The sequence below is a fragment of the Enterobacter sp. RHBSTW-00901 genome (assembly GCF_014103115.1).
GTDB classification, from domain to species: Bacteria; Pseudomonadota; Gammaproteobacteria; order Enterobacterales; family Enterobacteriaceae; genus Enterobacter; species Enterobacter cloacae_P.
In genome coordinates this window covers 1,325,341-1,343,476 of record NZ_JABXPB010000001.1, presented here as the reverse complement: position 1 = coordinate 1,343,476, position 18,136 = coordinate 1,325,341, and the positions used below count along the sequence as shown (strand labels likewise).

General features: G+C 53.4%; 16 protein-coding genes. 5 read left to right on the top strand and 11 right to left on the bottom strand.

Annotated features, from left to right (window positions below; translation table 11 throughout):
* Positions 1 to 154 precede the first annotated feature (154 nt).
* The gene (locus HV318_RS06490; RefSeq protein ID WP_182272083.1) at positions 155 to 499 is read left to right on the top strand and encodes a YejG family protein; all 345 of its coding nucleotides are present in this window, start codon (positions 155 to 157) and stop codon (positions 497 to 499) included.
* Positions 500 to 502: 3 nt separating this feature from the next.
* Here HV318_RS06490 and yejF read toward each other — a convergent pair whose 3' ends face one another.
* The 9 genes from yejF to HV318_RS06445 form a co-directional block, all read right to left on the bottom strand.
* The gene (yejF, locus tag HV318_RS06485) at positions 503 to 2,092 is read right to left on the bottom strand and encodes a microcin C ABC transporter ATP-binding protein YejF (RefSeq protein ID WP_182272082.1); all 1,590 of its coding nucleotides are present in this window, start codon (positions 2,090 to 2,092) and stop codon (positions 503 to 505) included.
* 1 nt (position 2,093) lies between these two features.
* A complete protein-coding gene (locus tag HV318_RS06480; protein ID WP_182272081.1) occupies positions 2,094 to 3,119 on the bottom strand; it encodes an ABC transporter permease in 1,026 nt (341 codons plus the stop codon).
* On the bottom strand, positions 3,119 to 4,213 hold the full coding sequence (locus tag HV318_RS06475; RefSeq protein WP_182272080.1) for a microcin C ABC transporter permease YejB: 1,095 nt from the start codon (positions 4,211 to 4,213) through the stop codon (positions 3,119 to 3,121). The genes HV318_RS06480 and HV318_RS06475 overlap by 1 nt, the downstream gene beginning before the upstream one ends.
* 9 nt (positions 4,214 to 4,222) lie before the next feature.
* A complete protein-coding gene (locus HV318_RS06470; protein WP_182272079.1) occupies positions 4,223 to 6,028 on the bottom strand; it encodes an extracellular solute-binding protein in 1,806 nt (601 codons plus the stop codon).
* Positions 6,029 to 6,103: 75 nt separating this feature from the next.
* Positions 6,104 to 7,660: a cyclic di-3',5'-guanosine monophosphate phosphodiesterase PdeN gene (gene pdeN / locus HV318_RS06465; RefSeq protein ID WP_182272078.1), complete on the bottom strand. Its 1,557-nt coding sequence runs from the start codon at positions 7,658 to 7,660 to the stop codon at positions 6,104 to 6,106.
* 128 nt (positions 7,661 to 7,788) lie between these two features.
* Positions 7,789 to 8,358, bottom strand: coding sequence for a bifunctional murein DD-endopeptidase/murein LD-carboxypeptidase (mepS, locus tag HV318_RS06460; protein WP_182272077.1), 570 nt, complete (start codon positions 8,356 to 8,358; stop codon positions 7,789 to 7,791).
* Between the two features lie 416 nt (positions 8,359 to 8,774).
* Positions 8,775 to 9,488 (bottom strand): phosphatase PAP2 family protein, encoded by a 714-nt coding sequence (locus HV318_RS06455; RefSeq protein ID WP_182272076.1) that lies wholly within the window; start codon positions 9,486 to 9,488, stop codon positions 8,775 to 8,777.
* Positions 9,489 to 9,521: 33 nt separating this feature from the next.
* Positions 9,522 to 10,508 (bottom strand): CobW family GTP-binding protein, encoded by a 987-nt coding sequence (locus HV318_RS06450; protein WP_182272075.1) that lies wholly within the window; start codon positions 10,506 to 10,508, stop codon positions 9,522 to 9,524.
* A gap of 123 nt (positions 10,509 to 10,631) precedes the next feature.
* Positions 10,632 to 12,098 carry a mannitol dehydrogenase family protein gene (locus HV318_RS06445; protein WP_182272074.1) on the bottom strand — a complete coding sequence of 489 codons (1,467 nt, stop codon included), beginning with the start codon at positions 12,096 to 12,098 and terminating at the stop codon, positions 10,632 to 10,634.
* A 204-nt stretch (positions 12,099 to 12,302) separates the two neighbouring features.
* Here HV318_RS06445 and uxuA point away from each other — a divergent pair, with 204 nt between their 5' ends.
* Positions 12,303 to 13,493: a mannonate dehydratase gene (gene uxuA, locus HV318_RS06440; RefSeq protein WP_182272073.1), complete on the top strand. Its 1,191-nt coding sequence runs from the start codon at positions 12,303 to 12,305 to the stop codon at positions 13,491 to 13,493.
* Between the two features lie 33 nt (positions 13,494 to 13,526).
* Here the strand turns inward: uxuA and yeiP are convergent, their stop codons facing one another.
* Positions 13,527 to 14,099 carry an elongation factor P-like protein YeiP gene (yeiP, locus tag HV318_RS06435; RefSeq protein WP_003859355.1) on the bottom strand — a complete coding sequence of 191 codons (573 nt, stop codon included), beginning with the start codon at positions 14,097 to 14,099 and terminating at the stop codon, positions 13,527 to 13,529.
* A gap of 163 nt (positions 14,100 to 14,262) precedes the next feature.
* Between yeiP and HV318_RS06430 the strand changes: the two genes are divergently transcribed.
* Positions 14,263 to 14,517, top strand: coding sequence for a YkgJ family cysteine cluster protein (locus HV318_RS06430; RefSeq protein ID WP_182272072.1), 255 nt, complete (start codon positions 14,263 to 14,265; stop codon positions 14,515 to 14,517).
* Here HV318_RS06430 and setB read toward each other — a convergent pair.
* Positions 14,514 to 15,695 (bottom strand): sugar efflux transporter SetB, encoded by a 1,182-nt coding sequence (gene setB / locus HV318_RS06425; protein ID WP_182272071.1) that lies wholly within the window; start codon positions 15,693 to 15,695, stop codon positions 14,514 to 14,516. The genes HV318_RS06430 and setB overlap by 4 nt on opposite strands.
* A gap of 368 nt (positions 15,696 to 16,063) precedes the next feature.
* Between setB and fruB the strand changes: the two genes are divergently transcribed.
* Positions 16,064 to 17,194 carry a fused PTS fructose transporter subunit IIA/HPr protein gene (gene fruB / locus HV318_RS06420; protein ID WP_182272070.1) on the top strand — a complete coding sequence of 377 codons (1,131 nt, stop codon included), beginning with the start codon at positions 16,064 to 16,066 and terminating at the stop codon, positions 17,192 to 17,194.
* A complete protein-coding gene (gene fruK, locus HV318_RS06415) occupies positions 17,194 to 18,132 on the top strand; it encodes a 1-phosphofructokinase (protein WP_182272069.1) in 939 nt (312 codons plus the stop codon). Before fruB ends, fruK begins: the two co-directional genes overlap by 1 nt.
* The last annotated feature ends 4 nt before the right edge of the window (positions 18,133 to 18,136 follow it).

Sequence of the window (18,136 nt, the reverse complement as noted above, 5' to 3'; positions counted from 1 at the left end):
AAAAAGGTTGAGTTAGATCGCAGAAACGGGTACATATAGCGCCGACGCGAACCTGTAACGCCTATAAAAACCGCTAATTAGTGCAGGTTTGCAATCATGTGTTACTATAAATGTAAATAAATTGTGAATTAAATTTTGCTTCCGGGGAACGAACGTGAATACAATACAACTCTCCATTGTCCATCGCTTGCCCCAGAGCTATCGCTGGTCGACGGGTTTTGCAGGTTCGAAAGTTGAACCGATTCCGCAAAACGGCGCAGGTGGTGAGAATTGTCTGGTTGCACTCAAGCTGCTTAGCCCGAGTGATGAAGACGCCTGGCCGGTTATGGAACGCCTTAGCCAGGCACTGACTGATATTGAAGTGGACAGCTCCGTGCTGGAGTGTGAAGGTGAGCCGTGCCTGTTTGTGAAAAGTCAGGATGAGTTTGCTGCCACCTGCCGTCTGAAAAATTTTGGTGTGGCAATTGCGGAGCCTTTCTCCGGTCAGTACCCGTTCTGAGTGTTAGTCAGTCGATAACAGCTGGCGCGTGTAGCTTTGCGTCGGCGCAGCGAATACGCGCTGGCATTCTCCCTGCTCGACCACTTCTCCCTGTCGCAACACAATTACCTGATGGCATAGCGCCCGCACCACCTGTAAATCATGGCTGATAAAAATGTAGGCCAGCCGGTGCTTTTCCTGTAATCCCTTCAGGAGTGCCAGGATTTGCGCCTGCACGGTTCTGTCCAGCGACGAGGTCGGTTCATCCAGAATAATCAGCTCCGGCTTCAGGATCAGCGCCCGGGCAATAGCAATACGCTGGCGCTGTCCGCCGGAGAATTCGGCAGGGTAGCGGTGTCGCGTATCGGGATCTAATCCCACTTCCACCATTACCCGCATTACCTCTTCTTCACGCTGCTGAGCCGTCAACCCAGGCTGGTGGACGCGTAAACCCTCTTCGACAATCTGCAAAATGCTCAACCGTGGGTTGAGTGAAGAGTTGGGATCCTGAAAAACAACCTGCATGCGCGGGCGTACAGGCAGCATCTGGCGGCGATTCCAGCTGTGCAGCGGCATGCCGTCAAAGAGGATTTCACCCTGCGAGGCGATTAAGCGCAGCAGCGCCAGGCCAGTGGTGCTTTTACCCGAGCCGGACTCGCCAACCAGCCCGAGCGATTCTCCCGGACGCAGGGAAAAGCGGATGTTTTTCAGCACCGGGTTCTGGTCGACAACACGTCGCAAAATACCTTTGCGTATGGGGAACGAGACGCTCAGCCCCTCAACGCGCAGCAACGGCGTACTGTCAGCGTTCAGGGGAACCGGGTCACCCGAGGGTTCGCTATCGAGCAAACGCCGCGTATACGGGTGCTGAGGCGCATTCAGTAGCCGGGTTGCCGCATTTTGCTCTACGCAGCGCCCGTTTTGCATCACGGCGACGCTGTCCGCCAGCTTTTTCACGATGCTCAGGTTGTGGGTGATAAACAGCAAACTCATGTTGAGCTCGTTACGCAATTCCCGCAGCAGCTGCAGGATCTGCGCCTGTACCGTGACGTCCAGTGCTGTTGTTGGCTCATCGGCAATCAACAGTTCAGGACGTGTGAGCAGAGCCATTGCAATCATCACGCGCTGGCGTTCACCTCCGGAAAGCTGATGAGGGAAATCATTCAGCCGTTTGGCCGCATTGCGAATGCCGGTGCGTTCAAGACAATCGAGTATTTCGCCACGCGCCGCTTCTTTACGCATGCCACGGTGCAGGGAGAGCACTTCGTAAAGCTGTTTTTCAAGCGTATGCAGCGGGTTGAGTGAGACCATCGGCTCCTGGAAAATCATGGCAATTTTATTACCACGGATCCCGCGCAGGATCTGTTCATCGGCGTGCAGTAGCGAGCTGCCGTGAAACAGAATATCCCCCTGTGGGTAGCTCACCGGGGGAGAAGGGAGCAAGCGCAGCACGGAAAGCGCCGAGACACTTTTGCCGGAACCCGATTCACCCACCAGCGCCAGGGTTTCGCCCGGCTTGATCTGTAGAGACAGGTCGCTGACCACCGTACGAGTCTCACCTTGCTTCGAAAACGCAATCGACAGGTTATCGATACTGAGAAGAGGTTGCGTCATCTTATTCCGCCTTGTTGGGATCAAAAGCATCGCGCACGGCTTCGCCAATAAAGATCAGCAGCGAAAGCAGCACAGCCACAGAGAGAAAGGCGGTGATGCCAAGCCAGGGGGCCTGCAGGTTGTTTTTTCCCTGCAGCAACAGCTCGCCGAGCGATGGAGAGCCAAGCGGTAACCCGAAGCCGAGGAAATCGAGCGAGGTGAGGGTGGTGATGGAGCTGCACAGAATAAAGGGCAGGAAGGTCAGGGTCGCGACCACGGCGTTAGGGAGCATATGACGGAAGATGATCCCGCGGTCGCTAACCCCAAGTGCCTGTGCGGCACGAATATAGTCAAAATTACGCGTACGCAGAAATTCTGCACGGACGACTCCCACCAGCGCCATCCAGCCGAACAGGACGGTGATCCCCAGCAGCCACCAGAAATTCGGCTGTACCACGCTTGAAAGCAGGATGATCAGAAACAACGTCGGCATACCTGACCACACTTCAATGACACGCTGACCCCAGAGGTCAATTTTTCCGCCGTAGTAACCCTGAACGGCCCCCGCCACGACGCCCATCACGCTGGAAAAGAGCGTCAGCATCAGCCCAAAGAGGATGGAGATGCGCGTACCGTAAAGAATGCGCGCCAGCACATCGCCACCGTTGGCATCCGTTCCCAGCCAGTTTTGCGTGGAGGGCGGTGAAGGGAAGGGGCTGGCAGTGGCAAAGTTAATGCTGTTTGCCCCAAACCGTACCGGTGCCCAGAGCGCCCAGCCGTGTTGCTCAATCTGTTTGCGAAGCCACGGATCCTGGTACTCCGCAGGTGTCGCAAAAGGGCCACCAAAGTCGCTTTCACTGTAGTTGGCGAGCACGGGGACATACCAGCGGTCGTTAAAATGCACCAGCAGGGGTTTATCGTTGGCAATCAGTTCAGAACACATGCTGAGGACAAACAGGACGGCAAAGATCCACAGCGACCAGTAGCCGCGACGATTGTGGCGAAAACGGGCCCAGCGGGCCTGGTTGACGGGGCTTAAACGCGGCATCAGCGGCCCTCAAAATCGATTCGGGGATCGACCAGCGTATAGCTGATATCACTGATGATATTCAGCAGCAGGCCAATCAGGGTGAAAATATAGAGTGTGCCAAACATCACCGGATAATCACGTGACACGGTGGCCTCATAACCCAACAATCCCAACCCGTTCAGCGAGAACATCACCTCTATCAGCAGCGAGCCGGTAAAAAACATACTGATGAACGTGGCCGGGAATCCGGCAATCACCAGCAGCATGGCGTTGCGGAAAACGTGCTTCCACATAATCTGCTTTTCACCGACCCCCTTCGCGCGCGCGGTGACAACGTATTGTTTGCGAATTTCATCGAGAAAGGCGTTTTTGGTCAACATGGTCAGGGCCGCGAATCCCCCAATGACCGTTGCAAGAACCGGCAGCGTGATATGCCAGAAATAGTCGGTGATTTTTTTGTACCACGGCAGGGTGCTGAAATCCGCCGACACTAATCCCCGCAGTGGGAAGATATCGAAATAGCTGCCACCGGCAAAAAAGACAATCAGCAGGACGGCAAACAGGAAGGCCGGGATGGCATAACCGATGATGATGAACGTACTGCTCCAGATATCAAAGCGGCTGCCGTTGTAAACCGCTTTACGGATACCCAGTGGAATGGAGACCAGGTAGATAATCAACGTACCCCACAACCCCAGCGTGACGGATACGGGCAGGCTTTGCTTGATCAACGTTAAGACTGATGCACTGCGGAACAGACTGTCGCCAAAATCAAAACGGATGTAATTCCAGAGCATGTTGAAATAACGCTCGTGAATAGGTTTATCAAAGCCATAGCGATGGGTGATCTCGGCGATCACCTCCGGATCCAGCCCGCGTCCGCCCCGATAATGACTTTCGCTGATATTACTGACGCCGGTTCTGGCGTGGCTCGCTCCCATCCCTTCGCCACCACCGCCTGGCATACCGCCGCCGTTGCCAAATTCAATGGCCGCGATGGCCTGATCGACCGGGCCACCGGGAGCGATTTGCACGATAAAAAAGTTAATCGTGATAATCGCCCACAGGGTCGGGATAACCAGTAGCAGGCGGCGGATCAGATAAGCACCCATGATGATTCCTTAGCGTCGCTCAGCGGGGAGTGTGGCGGCTTTGTTGACGTCATACCACCAGGTGTCAAAGCCCAGCGAATAGATAGGGCGGATGGAGGGCTGAGAGAACTTGTTCCAGTGGGCAACACGGTCTTCGCCCATATACCACATGGGCAGCATGTAGTAATTCCAGGTTAAGACCCGGTCGAGGGCGCGCCCCAGAGGCAGGAGTTTGTCTTTATCACCCTGCGCTGCCACGATTTTCGCAATCAGTGCATCAACCGCCGGGCTTTTGACGCCAGGCGCATTGTAGGAGGAGTCGATATAACGGGATGCCCAGGAAATTTGCAGGTCAGAGCTTGGCCACGGCTGCGCGGGCCACAGGCGCTGCATCATGTCGTAATCGCGGCTGCGCATGCGGTTGGTGATTTGCGCATTATCTACCTGGCGAATATTCATGGTGATCCCCAGGCGCTCAAGATTATGCTTAAACGGCAGCACCCACTGATCGTTACCGCCGGACGAGAGCAGCAGCTCAAAGCTCAGAGGTTTACCCGTTTGTACATTCACGCGTTTCTGGTTTTTCAACGGCCAGCCCGCGTCATCCAGTAGCTTGCTGGCCTTTAGCAGGTTATCGCGGTCGTAACCGTCTCCGTTCGACACCGGGGGCTGAAACACCGTGGTGAACACCTCTGGCGGCAGTTCAGCTTTTAGCGGGGCCAGCAGGACCAGCTCGTCAGCCTTTGGGTAATCCCGTGCGGCATATTCGGTATTCTGGAAATAACTGTTGGCACGGCTGTAGGCTCCGTAAAACAGCGCCTTGTTCATCCATTCGAAGTCAAACGCCAGAGAAATAGCTTCCCGAACCCGACGGTCGGTAAACACCGGGCGCTGAATATTAAACGCCAGCCAGCGCGTATCCTGAGCGGACTCATTTTTGTGCTCGTCTTTGACGATGTAACCTTTTGCGAAGTTTTTCCCGATATAACGTGTTGCCCAGTTTTTGGCACTGCTCTCCTGGCGTAGATCGAAGGCTCCGGCTTTAAACGCCTCAAATGCCACGTTGTCGTCGAGATAGTAATCGTAGCGAAGGGTGTCGAAGTTCCAGCGGCCCCGGTTTACCGGCAGGTTTGCCGCCCAGTAGTTTTTGACACGGGAATAGACCACATATTGCCCCATACGCCAGTCGGTAATACGGTAGGGGCCTCCCGCCAGTGGCGGCGTGGAGAGAGGGTCACTAAGCTTGTGATCTTTCCAGAACGATTCCGGCATGACGGGCAGCGAGAACAGGCTGAGCATGTTCTCTTTATTCGGCTCGCTCAGTTCGATACGTACGGTGAGTGGGGCGATGGCCTTGACCGTTGCGCCTTTGTACACCAGGCGGAACTGAGGAACACCTTCTGTCATAAATTTATGGAAGGTGAAGGCCACATCGCGGGCGCTAACCGGTGTACCGTCATGGAAACGCGCCCGGGGGTTAATCGAGACTTCAGCCCAGGCAAAATTATCCGCGTAACGAACGTTATCGGCCACCAGCGGGTAGTAACTACCGGGTTCATCGTCAGAGGTAACAAAGAGCGTGTCGTAAAGGGATTCTGTCCGTGCAGCGGCCACGCCACGCAGGGCGAAACGGTTAAAATTGTCGAACGTCCCCGTGGCAGAGAGTGTTACATTCCCGCCTTTGGGGGCGGCCGGGTTAACGTAATCGAAATGCGAAAAGTTAATCTCGTACTTCGGCTCACCAATCACGGAAAACGCATAGTTTTCTTTGATGGTTTGCGCCTGGCTGGACAGGCTCGTTAATGCCAACAGCAGCAACATGAAGCGCATAAGCATCTCGCGACGGCTCCCTCTTTTTACTGGCGTGCTCAGTTATGCTGAATAATAAGTGACGCTGCCGTCATTGTGAAATTATTCACTGGCTGGCGGTAAATCTGGCTGCCATTTTCTGAACTGTTCCAGCGGCATCGGGCGGCTAATCCAGTAACCCTGCAGGAAGTTAACGCCATGTTCACGCAGCCAGGTCGCCTGTTCAGGTGTTTCCACGCCTTCCGCGACGGTCAACATATTCAGGCGTCTTGCCAGCATCAGCACAGCATCAAGCACCGGTGATGTGACGGTTTCCATACCAATCGTGTTGACAAAACCCCGGTCGATTTTGATGTAATCCATTGTGAAGTGTTCAAGGTAAATCAGCGCACTGTGGCCAGTACCAAAATCATCGATCGCAATCTCAAACCCTTCGTTGTGCAGCCACTCGAACAGCGTGTTGGCTTCCCGATGTTTCAGCATATCGCGCTCGGTGATTTCCAGCACAGTCTGGAAATGATCCGGCGGCAGCAGGGCATTAAAGGTGCGCATATCTTCTTTGAAGCTTTCTGCATGCAGGTGCCCCGGCGCAATGTTAATACCCAGTTTTGCCCCCTGCGGTAACACGCTCTGCAATATGGGGGCATCGCGGATGATGAGGTCAAAAAGATGCAGCGTCAGTGGGACAATCAACTTCTGTGCTTCGGCAAAATTGATAAAGGCGTCGGGTGGGATTTCACCCATAGTGGGGTGTTTCCAGCGCATCAATACCTCGACGCCGCGCATTTTGAGCTCTTTTGCGTCCACCACAGGCTGATAGACCACATAGAACTGGCCGCGTTTAATGGCGCTTAAAATCTCTTTGCCCGGGTTCAGGCGCGTGCTGAGGATATAGAAATTGAGCGACCCGGCCGCGATACCACATACCAGCCCGAAGAACAGCGCGTACAGCATCTCTTCGCTCGTCCATGCTTTTGCATACAGTTTAAGCGTAAGGGGAACGTCTTTCAGCGTGGCGGTACGGGCGGACATCACAGGCAAATCGCGGACATTGACCAGCGCACTGGACATCGTTGATAACGCATGGTCGTCAATGATGATGGCAATGCCCGCAAAATCATCCTGTCGCTCGGTATAAAGCAGGTATGGCGTCAGATTAAGATTTATCGAGGTAAACACACCACCGTCTTTGACCAGCGGGTTGCGATACCAGATGGCAATAGCCGGTTTATTGGGCAGCATTGGTGTACCCTGCAGCAGCACCATATCAACCTGCTTGTTGATGTGAAGCTCGGGGATGAGCTCCTCCATCGGAACGTTCATCGCCCCCGTTGCTGAAGAACAGAATGCATTTTTGTCTCTGACCAGTAAAAAGGCACGGACATTGAGACTAAAGGCTGCGCGCGAGGTGAGTTCGGCACTGACGTCGTGGCACGTGCTGAGCGTGAGCGGCTGGAGGGTATCGATCGATGTTTTCAAATCATCGAAATACGACTCCATGTAAACGCTCAAATCCGTCATCAAGGTATTTAACCTGACTTCCCGCTTGTGGTAACTCCAGAAAAACTGCAATGAGCCCAGGAGCAGGGCAATGAACAGACCTGTAATAATACTGAGGATCAGTATCTTGCGATTGCTGGAGAAGTAGCGGGTGAACATAGAGGTCGTGGTTCCTGAATTGCCGCTGAATGTGTTCAGTGTAACGGGCAAAAAAAAACACCGCCGAAGCAGTGCTTTTTTTTATCATATCGCCAGCCAAGGGAATAACCAGCGATACAATTGCGATCTTAACTGCGAGTCAGTACGCGACGAGCTTCGTTGTAGCGTTTCTTCCAGTAAGGTTCGTTCATGCTGGAAATGGTCACACCGCTGCTGGTGGAGGCATGCACGAACTGGTCGTTACCAATGTAGATGCCAACATGCCGACCTGTAGAACCCGCGTTGAACAGGACTAAATCACCTGTGCGCAGTTTGGTACGTGAAATCGACTTGCCCATCTCCTGCTGTTCATAAGTTGAACGCGGAAGATCTAACCCAAATTGCTCACGGAAAGTACGCTGTACAAAACCGGAACAATCGATACCTGTTTTCGTGCTGCCGCCCAGACGATAACGCACGCCTTTCCAGTCAGCATACTGATCCATAATGCGGGACTTCACGTCCAGATTACGTACCATATTCTCAAATTCATCCTGAGAAGCTTGCAGTGAAGAGGAATCTTCCATTCCCACAACACGCGTCTCAGGATGCATATTCTTTGCGGTGTTCGATGTACTACATGCAGATAACAGTACCGCAACTGCTATCGCCGGGATTCCCCGTAAGATATATCTCAAAATCGGTTGAGATTTGACCATTTTGTTTATTTTCCCTTGAAGTCCTTAACGATAAATATCGTTATAAAAATGCCAAACGTGACGAGACTAATTATCTGTGCACATCGAGACAATTCTTTCTGGTCAGATTTGTGGTACAGCGCACAAATTTATTCACCATGATAATAATTATCTCTATGGGGCAAAACGAGTTCGAGATTAACCGATTGCTGGGGGCATTGCGAGCAAAAATGTCCGTTTTTTTATAAGAAATTGTGATACAGGAAGTGAATAAACGGGATTGCTCAAAATACCATCGATTTAGGTTAAAAATCATGCAACGCATTCATTTGTATCATGAATAATATGACAAAATGATGACGATAAAGGCAATGAATGGAGAAAAATTCATCAGGGATCGACAATGATCCCTGATGGATGACGTTAATTCAGGTTGGTTATTTGTTTTTAATTTGTTGCATTTTGCCGGGAAGATGGTGCCCGAACAGCGCTATTATCCTGTCGCTGAGTGGTGTCATCAGGCACCACGGCAGGGCAATCAACGCAACAGAGAGCGAGCCGACGGCAATATCGGTGAACCAGTGTGCGCCAATCATTACGCGTGGGAAGGCAAAAACCACAAAAATAATCAGGGCTATTGCAAAGGCTTTTTTGCCGAAATAGCGCAGCATTATTGTGGAAAAAATAAGCAGCATCATTCCGTGATCGCCAGGGAAACTGTTCCGGGAAGCATCTTTCGTCGGAATATGCAGCAATTCACTGACGCGATAAATATCAGTAAAAAAGAGCGTTGGGCTGGAGCGCTTAACCGGAATAATCGCCGTCGCCAGCTGGTTAATCACAACGGCAAACAGCAGCATCACCAGACCAATAATCAGAATATGGCGGCGGCCTGATTTGTCTTCTTTTAACCAGAACGAGAGCATCAGGCAGCCCATTGCCAGAAGCGAACAGCCGTCAAAGGCGCGGTTATTCGTCACGGCTACCAGCCACAGAAACGCCGGGCTCTTTGCCAGTGCCTGGTTGAAGAAATGAAAAATAGCGGAATCCAGGGGAAACCAGAAACCATGATTCACCGGGAGGTACCAGGAGAAAAAGAGCGCCAGACCGGCGACATTAAGCAGCAAAATCAGAGAAAATCGAGTCGTCATAGCATTCAGCGAACAGTTAAATCAGGGGCAACGTTAGCCATCTGAACTTAAACGAAGCTTCAACAGGCTGGACTGCAGGGCGTTCCAGTCGGCGTTAACCGCACTAATTAACTCTATCCGGCTATCTGGTGGCGAAACATTTTGCGTTTCGATAAAGAAATCAGCGCCCTGGCGGTTGATGCGCACCAGTCCGTCCTGGGTTCGCATGACCCCTTTAACGCGATCGACCGGGGCAAGTCTGGCCCATTCCAGGATACCGATAGTGTCAAAAACGGTATCGGCATCAAAGATCCATCCGCAGGCCTGATACCCCTGACCACTGTTCAGATTACGACGCCAGCGCTGGTGTTCCGGCAGGCTCAACGCCGCCAGACCTTGCTTCAGTGGATGGCTATGGACATGTTCCGGGCTTGCAGGGAGTTCTGCCTGGTTCAGCCGGGGAAGGTCAAGCAGGGCATTGTCAATCTTGCCCTGAGTGGTCTGAACGCGTTTACGATTGCCACCCGCATGTTGCCACCAGGCATCCAGTGCTGCCTGGCTTTCTGCTGTCGCGCGATCGTCTTTATTGGCGACGATAATATCTGCCGAGGCCAGCTGATCGCGGAAGTTTTCATTTGCCACGGTTTTCTCATCCAGAAGCTGACGTGGATCGAGAAGGCACAGCGTGGCACGCAGATCGATCCACGGCTCGTAAACCGGTGCGGTCAGTAAATCGAGGATTTGCTTTGGGTGACCCAGCCCGGTGGGTTCAATCAACAAACGGTCTGGTTTGCCCTGACGCAGCAGCGTGTTCAGTCCAACCTGCATCGGCAGGCCATTTACACAGCACATGCACCCGCCTGGGATCTCTTTAATCAATGCACCGCTGTCTGACAGTAATGCACCGTCGATACCGACTTCGCCAAATTCATTGACCAGGACGGCCCATTTTTCCGCGGGATCTTTATGGGCCAGCAGATGCAGGATTGAGGTGGTTTTACCGCTGCCGAGAAAACCGGTGATGAGGTTGGTTTTGGTCACATGCGCTCCAGAAGGTCATTGTGATGCTATAACAATTACCCATCATCCTGGCGAAAAAAGAGCGTAATGAGAAGAGGAAGGGCGAACGGAGGTGATTTCCGTTCGCGTTAATCGCAATAAATGTTAAATATTTAACGTTTCGATAACGGCCTGGCGTGCGCCATGCCGGGCAATACGCTGGTATGCCTGGTTGACAGCATCCACAAAGACGTTGTCCTGCGGGAGATCCTGACCAAAGACCTCATTCAGTCCCAGCAGGGCGTTGACGCGATCCGTGTCGCTGGTGTTCTCGACAATCGCGCGGATTTTATCGCCGAGCGGATCGCGCACATCAATCGGGTTTCCACGTTCGTCAACGCCGCTGACGTAGCGTATCCACCCTGCAACGCCCAGCGCCAGCAGCGGCCACGCGCTTTTACGCTCAAGATGCACCCGAATTCCGTCCAGCATGCGCTGAGGTAGCTTCTGGCTACCGTCCATCGCAATTTGCCACGTACGGTGCCGGAGCGCCGGATTGGCAAAACGGTCGAGCAGGCTGTCGGCATACGCGGTGAGGTCGACGCCTGTGATACGTAGTGTGGGGGCTTGTTCATTGAGCATGAGCTGGCGTGCGGCTTCGCGGAAGCTGGCGTCCTGCATACATTCATTAATATGCGGATATCCGGCGAGATAACCCAGATACGCCAGGAAAGAGTGACTGCCGTTGAGCATCCGCAGTTTCATCTGTTCCCACGGTAAAACGTCCTGCACCAGCTGGACGCCTGCCACATCCCATTCCGGGCGTCCGGCGACAAAGTTATCTTCGACTACCCACTGAATAAACGGCTCGCAGCTGATGGCGCACGGATCTTCAACGCCGAGTTCCCGGGTAATTTCCGCAAGCGTTTCATCGGTGGCGGCGGGAACAATTCTGTCGACCATCGTCCCCGGGAAGCTCACGTGTGTGTCAATCCACCCGGCCAGCTCTGAGGAGCGTTTCTGGGCCATGCCGAGTACGGCGTTTTTCACCACGTGGCCGTTGTCAGGGATATTGTCGCAGGACAGAACGGTGAACGGTGCCAGGCCGCGCTCGCGGCGACGATGGAGCGCTTCGACCAGGATCCCCGGCGCAGAATGCGGTTCAGCCGGATTTTCCAGATCGTGAAGAATTCGGGCGTTTTGCATATCCAGCTTTCCGGTTGCGGGGTCGATGCAATAGCCTTTTTCGGTGATGGTGAGCGAAACGATGGCCACCTGGGGTTCGCAAAATTTCTCAATAATGGCGGCCAGCGAGTCCAGCTTTGCGTTCAGGCATTCATGCACGGCACCGACAATAATCGGCTGATTTCCCTCCGCTCCTTTCTCCAGCACGGTGAACAGATGATCCTGCGCACGTAGCTGGCTCATCAGTACATCCCCGCTGAAGAGGCTAATCTCACAGATTCCCCAGTCGCCTCCTTTTGCATTTAGCACCCGGTTTGTTAACAACGCCTGATGCGCGCGGTGAAATGCACCAAACCCAAAGTGAACGATACGTGAGCGTAAAAGCTGGCGATCGTAGTGAGGTTGCTGGACGTGGGCAGGAAGCACGGTGGAGGCAATAGTCTTCATGAAATACACACCTGATTAACCATTAATTAACAATGGCAGTGTAAAGTTATATGACAACAAATTAAATTGGTAAGCCGTAAATATCCCCGTTCTGTGAGTTTGATCAATCAACTTGTGGCGGTGTATTGACCCTTCTGGTTAAACATGTATGGTAGTCGTCATCGTGATAGTGAGTATTGGTATAACAACTTAAGAGGTGGGCAAATGGAACAAACCTGGCGTTGGTACGGGCCGAACGATCCAGTTTCTCTTGATGACGTGCGTCAGGCTGGCGCAACGGGTGTCGTCACGGCGCTGCATCATATTCCTAACGGTCAGGTGTGGCCGGTAGACGAAATTCAAAAGCGTCAGACAGTGCTGGCGGAAAAAGGTTTAACCTGGTCTGTCGTGGAAAGTATTCCGGTTCACGAAGACATCAAAACCCATTCAGGCGAGTATAAAACCTGGATTGCAAACTATCAGCAGAGCATTCGTAACCTGGCGGCCTGTGGCATTGATACGGTTTGCTATAACTTCATGCCAATCCTGGACTGGACGCGTACTGACCTTGAATATCAGATGGCAGACGGTTCAAAAGCGCTGCGTTTTGATCAAATTGCCTTTGCCGCATTTGAGCTGCACATTCTGAAGCGCCCGGGTGCTGAAGCCGATTACACCGCAGAAGAACAACAGCAGGCGCTTGCGTGGTTTAACGCGGCCAGTGAAGCCGATATCGAAAAGCTGACCCGCAATATTATTGCCGGCCTGCCGGGTGCCGAAGAGGGCTACACGCTGGATCAGTTCCGCGCGCGTCTGGCGGAATACGGTGAGATTGATAAAAACCAACTGCGCGAAAACATGGCGCACTTCCTGCGCGCCATCGTGCCGGTGGCAGAAGAGGCGGGCGTTCGCCTGGCCGTACATCCGGACGATCCTCCGCGTCCAATCCTCGGCCTGCCGCGTATCGTGTCCACCATTGAAGATATGCAGTGGCTGAAAGAGACGGTGGATAGCATCTATAACGGCTTTACTATGTGTACCGGTTCTTACGGTGTGCGTGCGGATAACGACCTGGTGCGGATGATTGAAACCTTTGGCGATCGCATCCACTTTACGCATTTGCGGGCAACCTGTCGTGAAGACAACCCAAAAACCTTCCACGAAGCAGCGCACCTGAACGGTGACGTGAATATGGTCGCGGTAGTGGATGCTATTCTGGCGGAAGAGGCACGTCGCAAGCGTGAGGGGGATTTACGTCCTATCCCGTTCCGTCCGGATCACGGGCACCAGATGCTGGACGATCTGCGTAAGAAAACCAACCCGGGCTATTCGGCGATTGGCCGTCTGAAAGGGATGGCGGAAGTGCGCGGCGTTGAACTGGCGCTGAAGATGACGAAGTATCCTGAACTGCTGTAAAAGAAAAACCCGGCGAAAGCCGGGTTTTTCTTTTTAGTCAGCACGACCCATATAGCGTTTTTCTTCGATATGGATGCGGATTTTCTCACCCGCGGACAGGTATTCAGGAACCTGTACAACCAGACCGGTGGTCAGCGTTGCTGGCTTGTTGCGGGCACTTGCAGATGCGCCTTTGATGCCAGGTGCTGTTTCAACGATTTCCAGATCAACAGTCTGCGGCAGTTCCAGCGCCAGCAGAACGCCATCCCAGGTCAGAACCTGCATGTCAGGCATACCGCCTTCAGGAATGAACAGCAGCTCTTCTTCAATCTGATCTTTAGTGAAGATATACGGGGTGTAATCTTCTTTATCCATGAACACGTATTCGTTGCCGTCGATGTAAGAGAAGTCGACATAGCGACGGGTCAGGGTCACGGTATCCACGATATCGTCGCCCTTAAAGCGCTCTTCAACCTTCAGGCCGGTACGAACGTCGGAGAAACGCATTTTGTACAGCGTTGCTGCACCACGGGCGCTAGGGGCCTGAATATCGATATCTTTCACAATCAGCAGTTTGCCGTTGTAATTCAGTACCATACCTTTCTTAATTTCGTTCGCTCTTGGCATTGCAGTAATCCTGTTTACGGGAGGTCAAAAATATCGCGCCAAATTACTCGCGCGCGGCCTTTCAGGCAAGTGGAATTCGTGGCTTTTGCTATCAATACGCAAAAGGTGTTACTGTGCGCGCGATGCCCGATTGCGCGGGTATTTGTCACCGAAGAGAGCATTTATGGATTGTCGTCCAGATTGTGGCGCGTGCTGTACTGCACCGTCTATTTCCAGCCCCATTCCAGGAATGCCGGAAGGCAAGCCTGCCAACACCCGCTGTGTTCAGCTCTCTGAAACCAACCTGTGTATGATTTTTGGCTCGCCCCTGCGCCCGAAGGTGTGTTCCGGGCTTCAGCCTACGGGTGAAATGTGCGGCAGCACGCGAGCACAGGCAATGACGTATCTTCTTGAGCTGGAAACGCTCACCGCGCCTTAAACGTCTTTGATCCGTGTCAGACAGCCTATCGTCAGGGTACACATTACCAGAGCAATCCAGAACACCGTGTGATAGTTCCAGATCTCCGCAACCACCCCGGCCATTGAACCTGCAATGATCCAGCCCACGCGGGTGGTATTAGTATAAAGGGTGGTAGCTGAACCTGCCTGACCCGGCATCAGATCCTGGAAGTAGAGCATACCAATCCCGGCCAGTATGCCGATATAAATGGCGTTCAGCAGTTGTAAAGCCAGCAGCAACCCCGGCGTGTGTACCGTCAGCATACCGACATAGAAAAGCAGCCCGGCAACGGCGGCGATACGCATCAAAAAACGCTTCCCGAAGCGCTTCGCATAATAACCCGCAATCAACATGGTCGGGATTTCCAGGCCTGCCGCGGTGCCCATCATGATCCCCGCCAGCTTCTCCGGCAGATGCAGCTCATCAATAATAAACAGCGGCATGTTGATGATGTAAAGGCTGTTCGTGCCCCACATTAGCGTGCAGATAATAAAGAGGAGTAGCGCATCACGGCGATGGCGACGCGGAGCTTCCAGCGCACCTGTTGCTGCCTTCGGCTCTTTACGCATCGACGGCAGGAAGAACCACACCATTGTGCCACACACCACAAACGCGACAGCTGCGCTCAGGTACATTACCGTAAAGCCAAACCCCATCGCCAGCGCGTAGGCCAGCGGCGGGCCAATCACCCACGCCAGCGACACCTGAGCGCGCAGAATGGAGCTGAACATCACCGCTTCACGTCCGGTGTGGTCGGCATGTTCGCGGGCAAGGGCAAACATCTGCGGGTTCGCGGTTGAGCCAAAGCTGCTCAGGAACACCCCCACAAACAGCAGAATGAAGTAGTTTCGGTTCCAGGCAAACAGGATACAGGCGAACACGCCCAGCAGGTAGCAAAAGACGATCAGGCTTTTACGATCGCCTTTTCTGTCGGAACGGCCAGCCAGAAACTGGCTGACCAGGATGCCGATGATAGCGCTTCCGGTAAAGAAGAAACCCACCATAGCCGGACGGGCGTGGACTTCATTGGTCAGAAACAGACTGAGCGTGGGGGTCTGTAACGCACCGGCGATCCCGGTGAGGAAGGCAACAATCAAAAACGCCGATGACGTCAGATCAAAAGGCTTCGGTGAGGCGGCGGCGGGGGTGTTATGCATGTTCACTATCAGCAGTTCAGAAAGAGAGGCGGAGTTTACGCCGCGAGTCAGAAAATAAACAGAGATCGTGGTTAATTTAGACACGAAAAATCAAAATAGTATTTCAACTTACCCGTTCCAGCTGGTGGATGCTGAAGGTAGCTGAAATGGTGGTGCTGAACGTCAGCAAAAATCAGCTGGATGACAAAGAAATGTGGTGCATCTCTAAATTCTGAAATGAGAAATGTAACTTTCCTTGCAACACTTTGCAGAAAGAGCAAGACTTTTTGAAACGTTTCAGCGCTTTCTTGTTTTGACTGATGGAACAGGTTAGCGCATTTTTTCTCATATGAGCTGAAATGATTCAATTTCAGCAGGAGAGGAGAACCATGTTCCAGTTATCTGTACAGGATATTCATCCGGGCGCACAGGCCGGGAATAAAGAAGAGGCTATTCGCCAGGTTGCTGCTGCCCTCGTGCAGGCGGGCAACGTGGCAGACGGCTACGTTAACGGCATGCTGGCACGCGAGCAGCAAACCTCGACCTTCCTCGGCAATGGCATCGCGATCCCGCACGGTACGACGGACACCCGCGATCAGGTGCTGAAAACCGGCGTTCAGGTTTATCAGTTCCCGCAGGGCGTGCTGTGGGGCGACGGTCAGGTGGCGTACGTGGCCATCGGCATTGCTGCCAGCAGCGACGAGCACTTAGGTTTGCTGCGCCAGCTGACGCACGTACTGAGCGATGATTCGGTTGCTGAGCAGCTGAAATCGGCCACCACGTCTGAAGAGTTGCGTGCCTTGCTGATGGGCGAAAAACAGAGCGAAGCGCTGAAACTGGATAATGAAACACTGATACTGGATGTCGTTGCCTCCGATCTGGTGACGCTGCAGGCGCTGAACGCGGGTCGTCTGAAAGAAGCCGGTGCGGCAGACGCTGCATTTGTGGCAAGTGTGGTTAACGATAAACCGCTGAACCTGGGACAGGGTATCTGGCTGAACGACAGTGCTGAAGGCAACCTGTTCAGTGCTATCGCGGTCAGCCGTGCGGCCAGCGCATTTGACGTAGACGGCGATCGCGCAGCGATGCTCGTGACCGTCGCCATGACGGATGATCAACCGGTTTCCGTGCTGAAACGTCTGAGTGACATGCTGCTGAGCAACAAAGCTGAAAAATTGCTGAACGCTGATGCGGCGACGCTGCTGGCGTTGCTGACCAGCGACGACGCGCTGACGGATGACGTGCTGAATGCTGAGTTTGTCGTGCGTAACGAACACGGCCTGCATGCCCGTCCTGGCACGATGCTGGTTAATACTATTAAACAATTCGAAAGTGAGATCACCGTGGCTAATCTGGATGGCACAGGCAAACCGGCCAATGGGCGTAGTCTGATGAAAGTGGTCGCGCTGGGCGTGAAGAAAGGACACCGCCTGCGTTTTACCGCGCAGGGTGCAGATGCTGAACAGGCGCTGAAAGCGATTGGCGACGCCATCGCGGCGGGTCTGGGGGAGGGCGTATAATGAGCAGACGTGTTGCGACTATTACGCTGAACCCGGCTTATGACCTGGTGGGGTTTTGCCCGGAAATTGAGCGCGGCGAAGTAAACCTCGTGCGTACCACTGGCCTGCATGCTGCAGGCAAAGGGATTAACGTCGCGAAAGTGCTCAAGGATCTCGGTATCGATGTCACCGTAGGCGGATTCCTCGGCAAAGATAACCAGGATGGTTTCCAGCAGCTGTTCAGCGAACTGGGGATTGCTAACCGTTTTCAGGTCGTTCAGGGCCGTACCCGTATCAACGTCAAACTGACGGAGAAAGACGGTGAAGTGACCGATCTGAACTTCTCTGGCTTTGAAGTGACGCCGTCTGACTGGGAGCGTTTTGTTAACGATTCCCTGACCTGGCTGGGTCAGTTCGACATGGTGTGCGTGAGCGGCAGTCTGCCGTCCGGTGTTAGCCCGGAAGCGTTCACCGACTGGATGACGCGCCTGCGTAGCCAGTGCCCATGTATTATTTTTGACAGTAGCCGTGATGCGCTGGTTGCCGGTCTGAAAGCGGCCCCGTGGCTGGTTAAACCTAATCGCCGCGAGCTGGAGATCTGGGCTGGCCGTAAGCTGCCAGAATTAAAAGACGTGATTGATGCTGCACATGCGCTGCGCGAGCAGGGTATTGCTCATGTGGTGATTTCTCTTGGTGCAGAAGGTGCGTTGTGGGTTAACGCTTCTGGCGAATGGATCGCCAAACCGCCATCGGTAGAGGTTGTCAGCACCGTTGGCGCAGGGGATTCAATGGTTGGTGGCCTGATCTATGGCCTGCTGATGCGCGAATCCAGTGAACATACTTTACGCCTTGCCACCGCCGTTGCTGCCCTGGCCGTGAGCCAGAGCAATGTCGGTATTACCGATCGTACCCAGTTGGCCGCGATGATGGCGCGCGTTGACTTAAAACCTTTTAACTAACAGC

What these genes read in the sequence shown, in the direction of transcription:
- yejF (WP_182272082.1), bottom strand. Translation starts at nt 2,092, where the DNA reads ATGACGCAACCTCTTCTCAGTATCGATAACCTGTCGATTGCGTTTTCG.
- HV318_RS06480 (WP_182272081.1), bottom strand. Translation starts at nt 3,119, where the DNA reads ATGCCGCGTTTAAGCCCCGTCAACCAGGCCCGCTGGGCCCGTTTTCGC.
- HV318_RS06475 (WP_182272080.1), bottom strand. Translation starts at nt 4,213, where the DNA reads ATGGGTGCTTATCTGATCCGCCGCCTGCTACTGGTTATCCCGACCCTG.
- HV318_RS06470 (WP_182272079.1), bottom strand. Translation starts at nt 6,028, where the DNA reads ATGCTTATGCGCTTCATGTTGCTGCTGTTGGCATTAACGAGCCTGTCC.
- pdeN (WP_182272078.1), bottom strand. Translation starts at nt 7,660, where the DNA reads ATGTTCACCCGCTACTTCTCCAGCAATCGCAAGATACTGATCCTCAGT.
- mepS (WP_182272077.1), bottom strand. Translation starts at nt 8,358, where the DNA reads ATGGTCAAATCTCAACCGATTTTGAGATATATCTTACGGGGAATCCCG.
- HV318_RS06455 (WP_182272076.1), bottom strand. Translation starts at nt 9,488, where the DNA reads ATGACGACTCGATTTTCTCTGATTTTGCTGCTTAATGTCGCCGGTCTG.
- HV318_RS06445 (WP_182272074.1), bottom strand. Translation starts at nt 12,098, where the DNA reads ATGAAGACTATTGCCTCCACCGTGCTTCCTGCCCACGTCCAGCAACCT.
- uxuA (WP_182272073.1), top strand. Translation starts at nt 12,303, where the DNA reads ATGGAACAAACCTGGCGTTGGTACGGGCCGAACGATCCAGTTTCTCTT.
- yeiP (WP_003859355.1), bottom strand. Translation starts at nt 14,099, where the DNA reads ATGCCAAGAGCGAACGAAATTAAGAAAGGTATGGTACTGAATTACAAC.
- HV318_RS06430 (WP_182272072.1), top strand. Translation starts at nt 14,263, where the DNA reads ATGGATTGTCGTCCAGATTGTGGCGCGTGCTGTACTGCACCGTCTATT.
- setB (WP_182272071.1), bottom strand. Translation starts at nt 15,695, where the DNA reads ATGCATAACACCCCCGCCGCCGCCTCACCGAAGCCTTTTGATCTGACG.
- fruB (WP_182272070.1), top strand. Translation starts at nt 16,064, where the DNA reads ATGTTCCAGTTATCTGTACAGGATATTCATCCGGGCGCACAGGCCGGG.
- fruK (WP_182272069.1), top strand. Translation starts at nt 17,194, where the DNA reads ATGAGCAGACGTGTTGCGACTATTACGCTGAACCCGGCTTATGACCTG.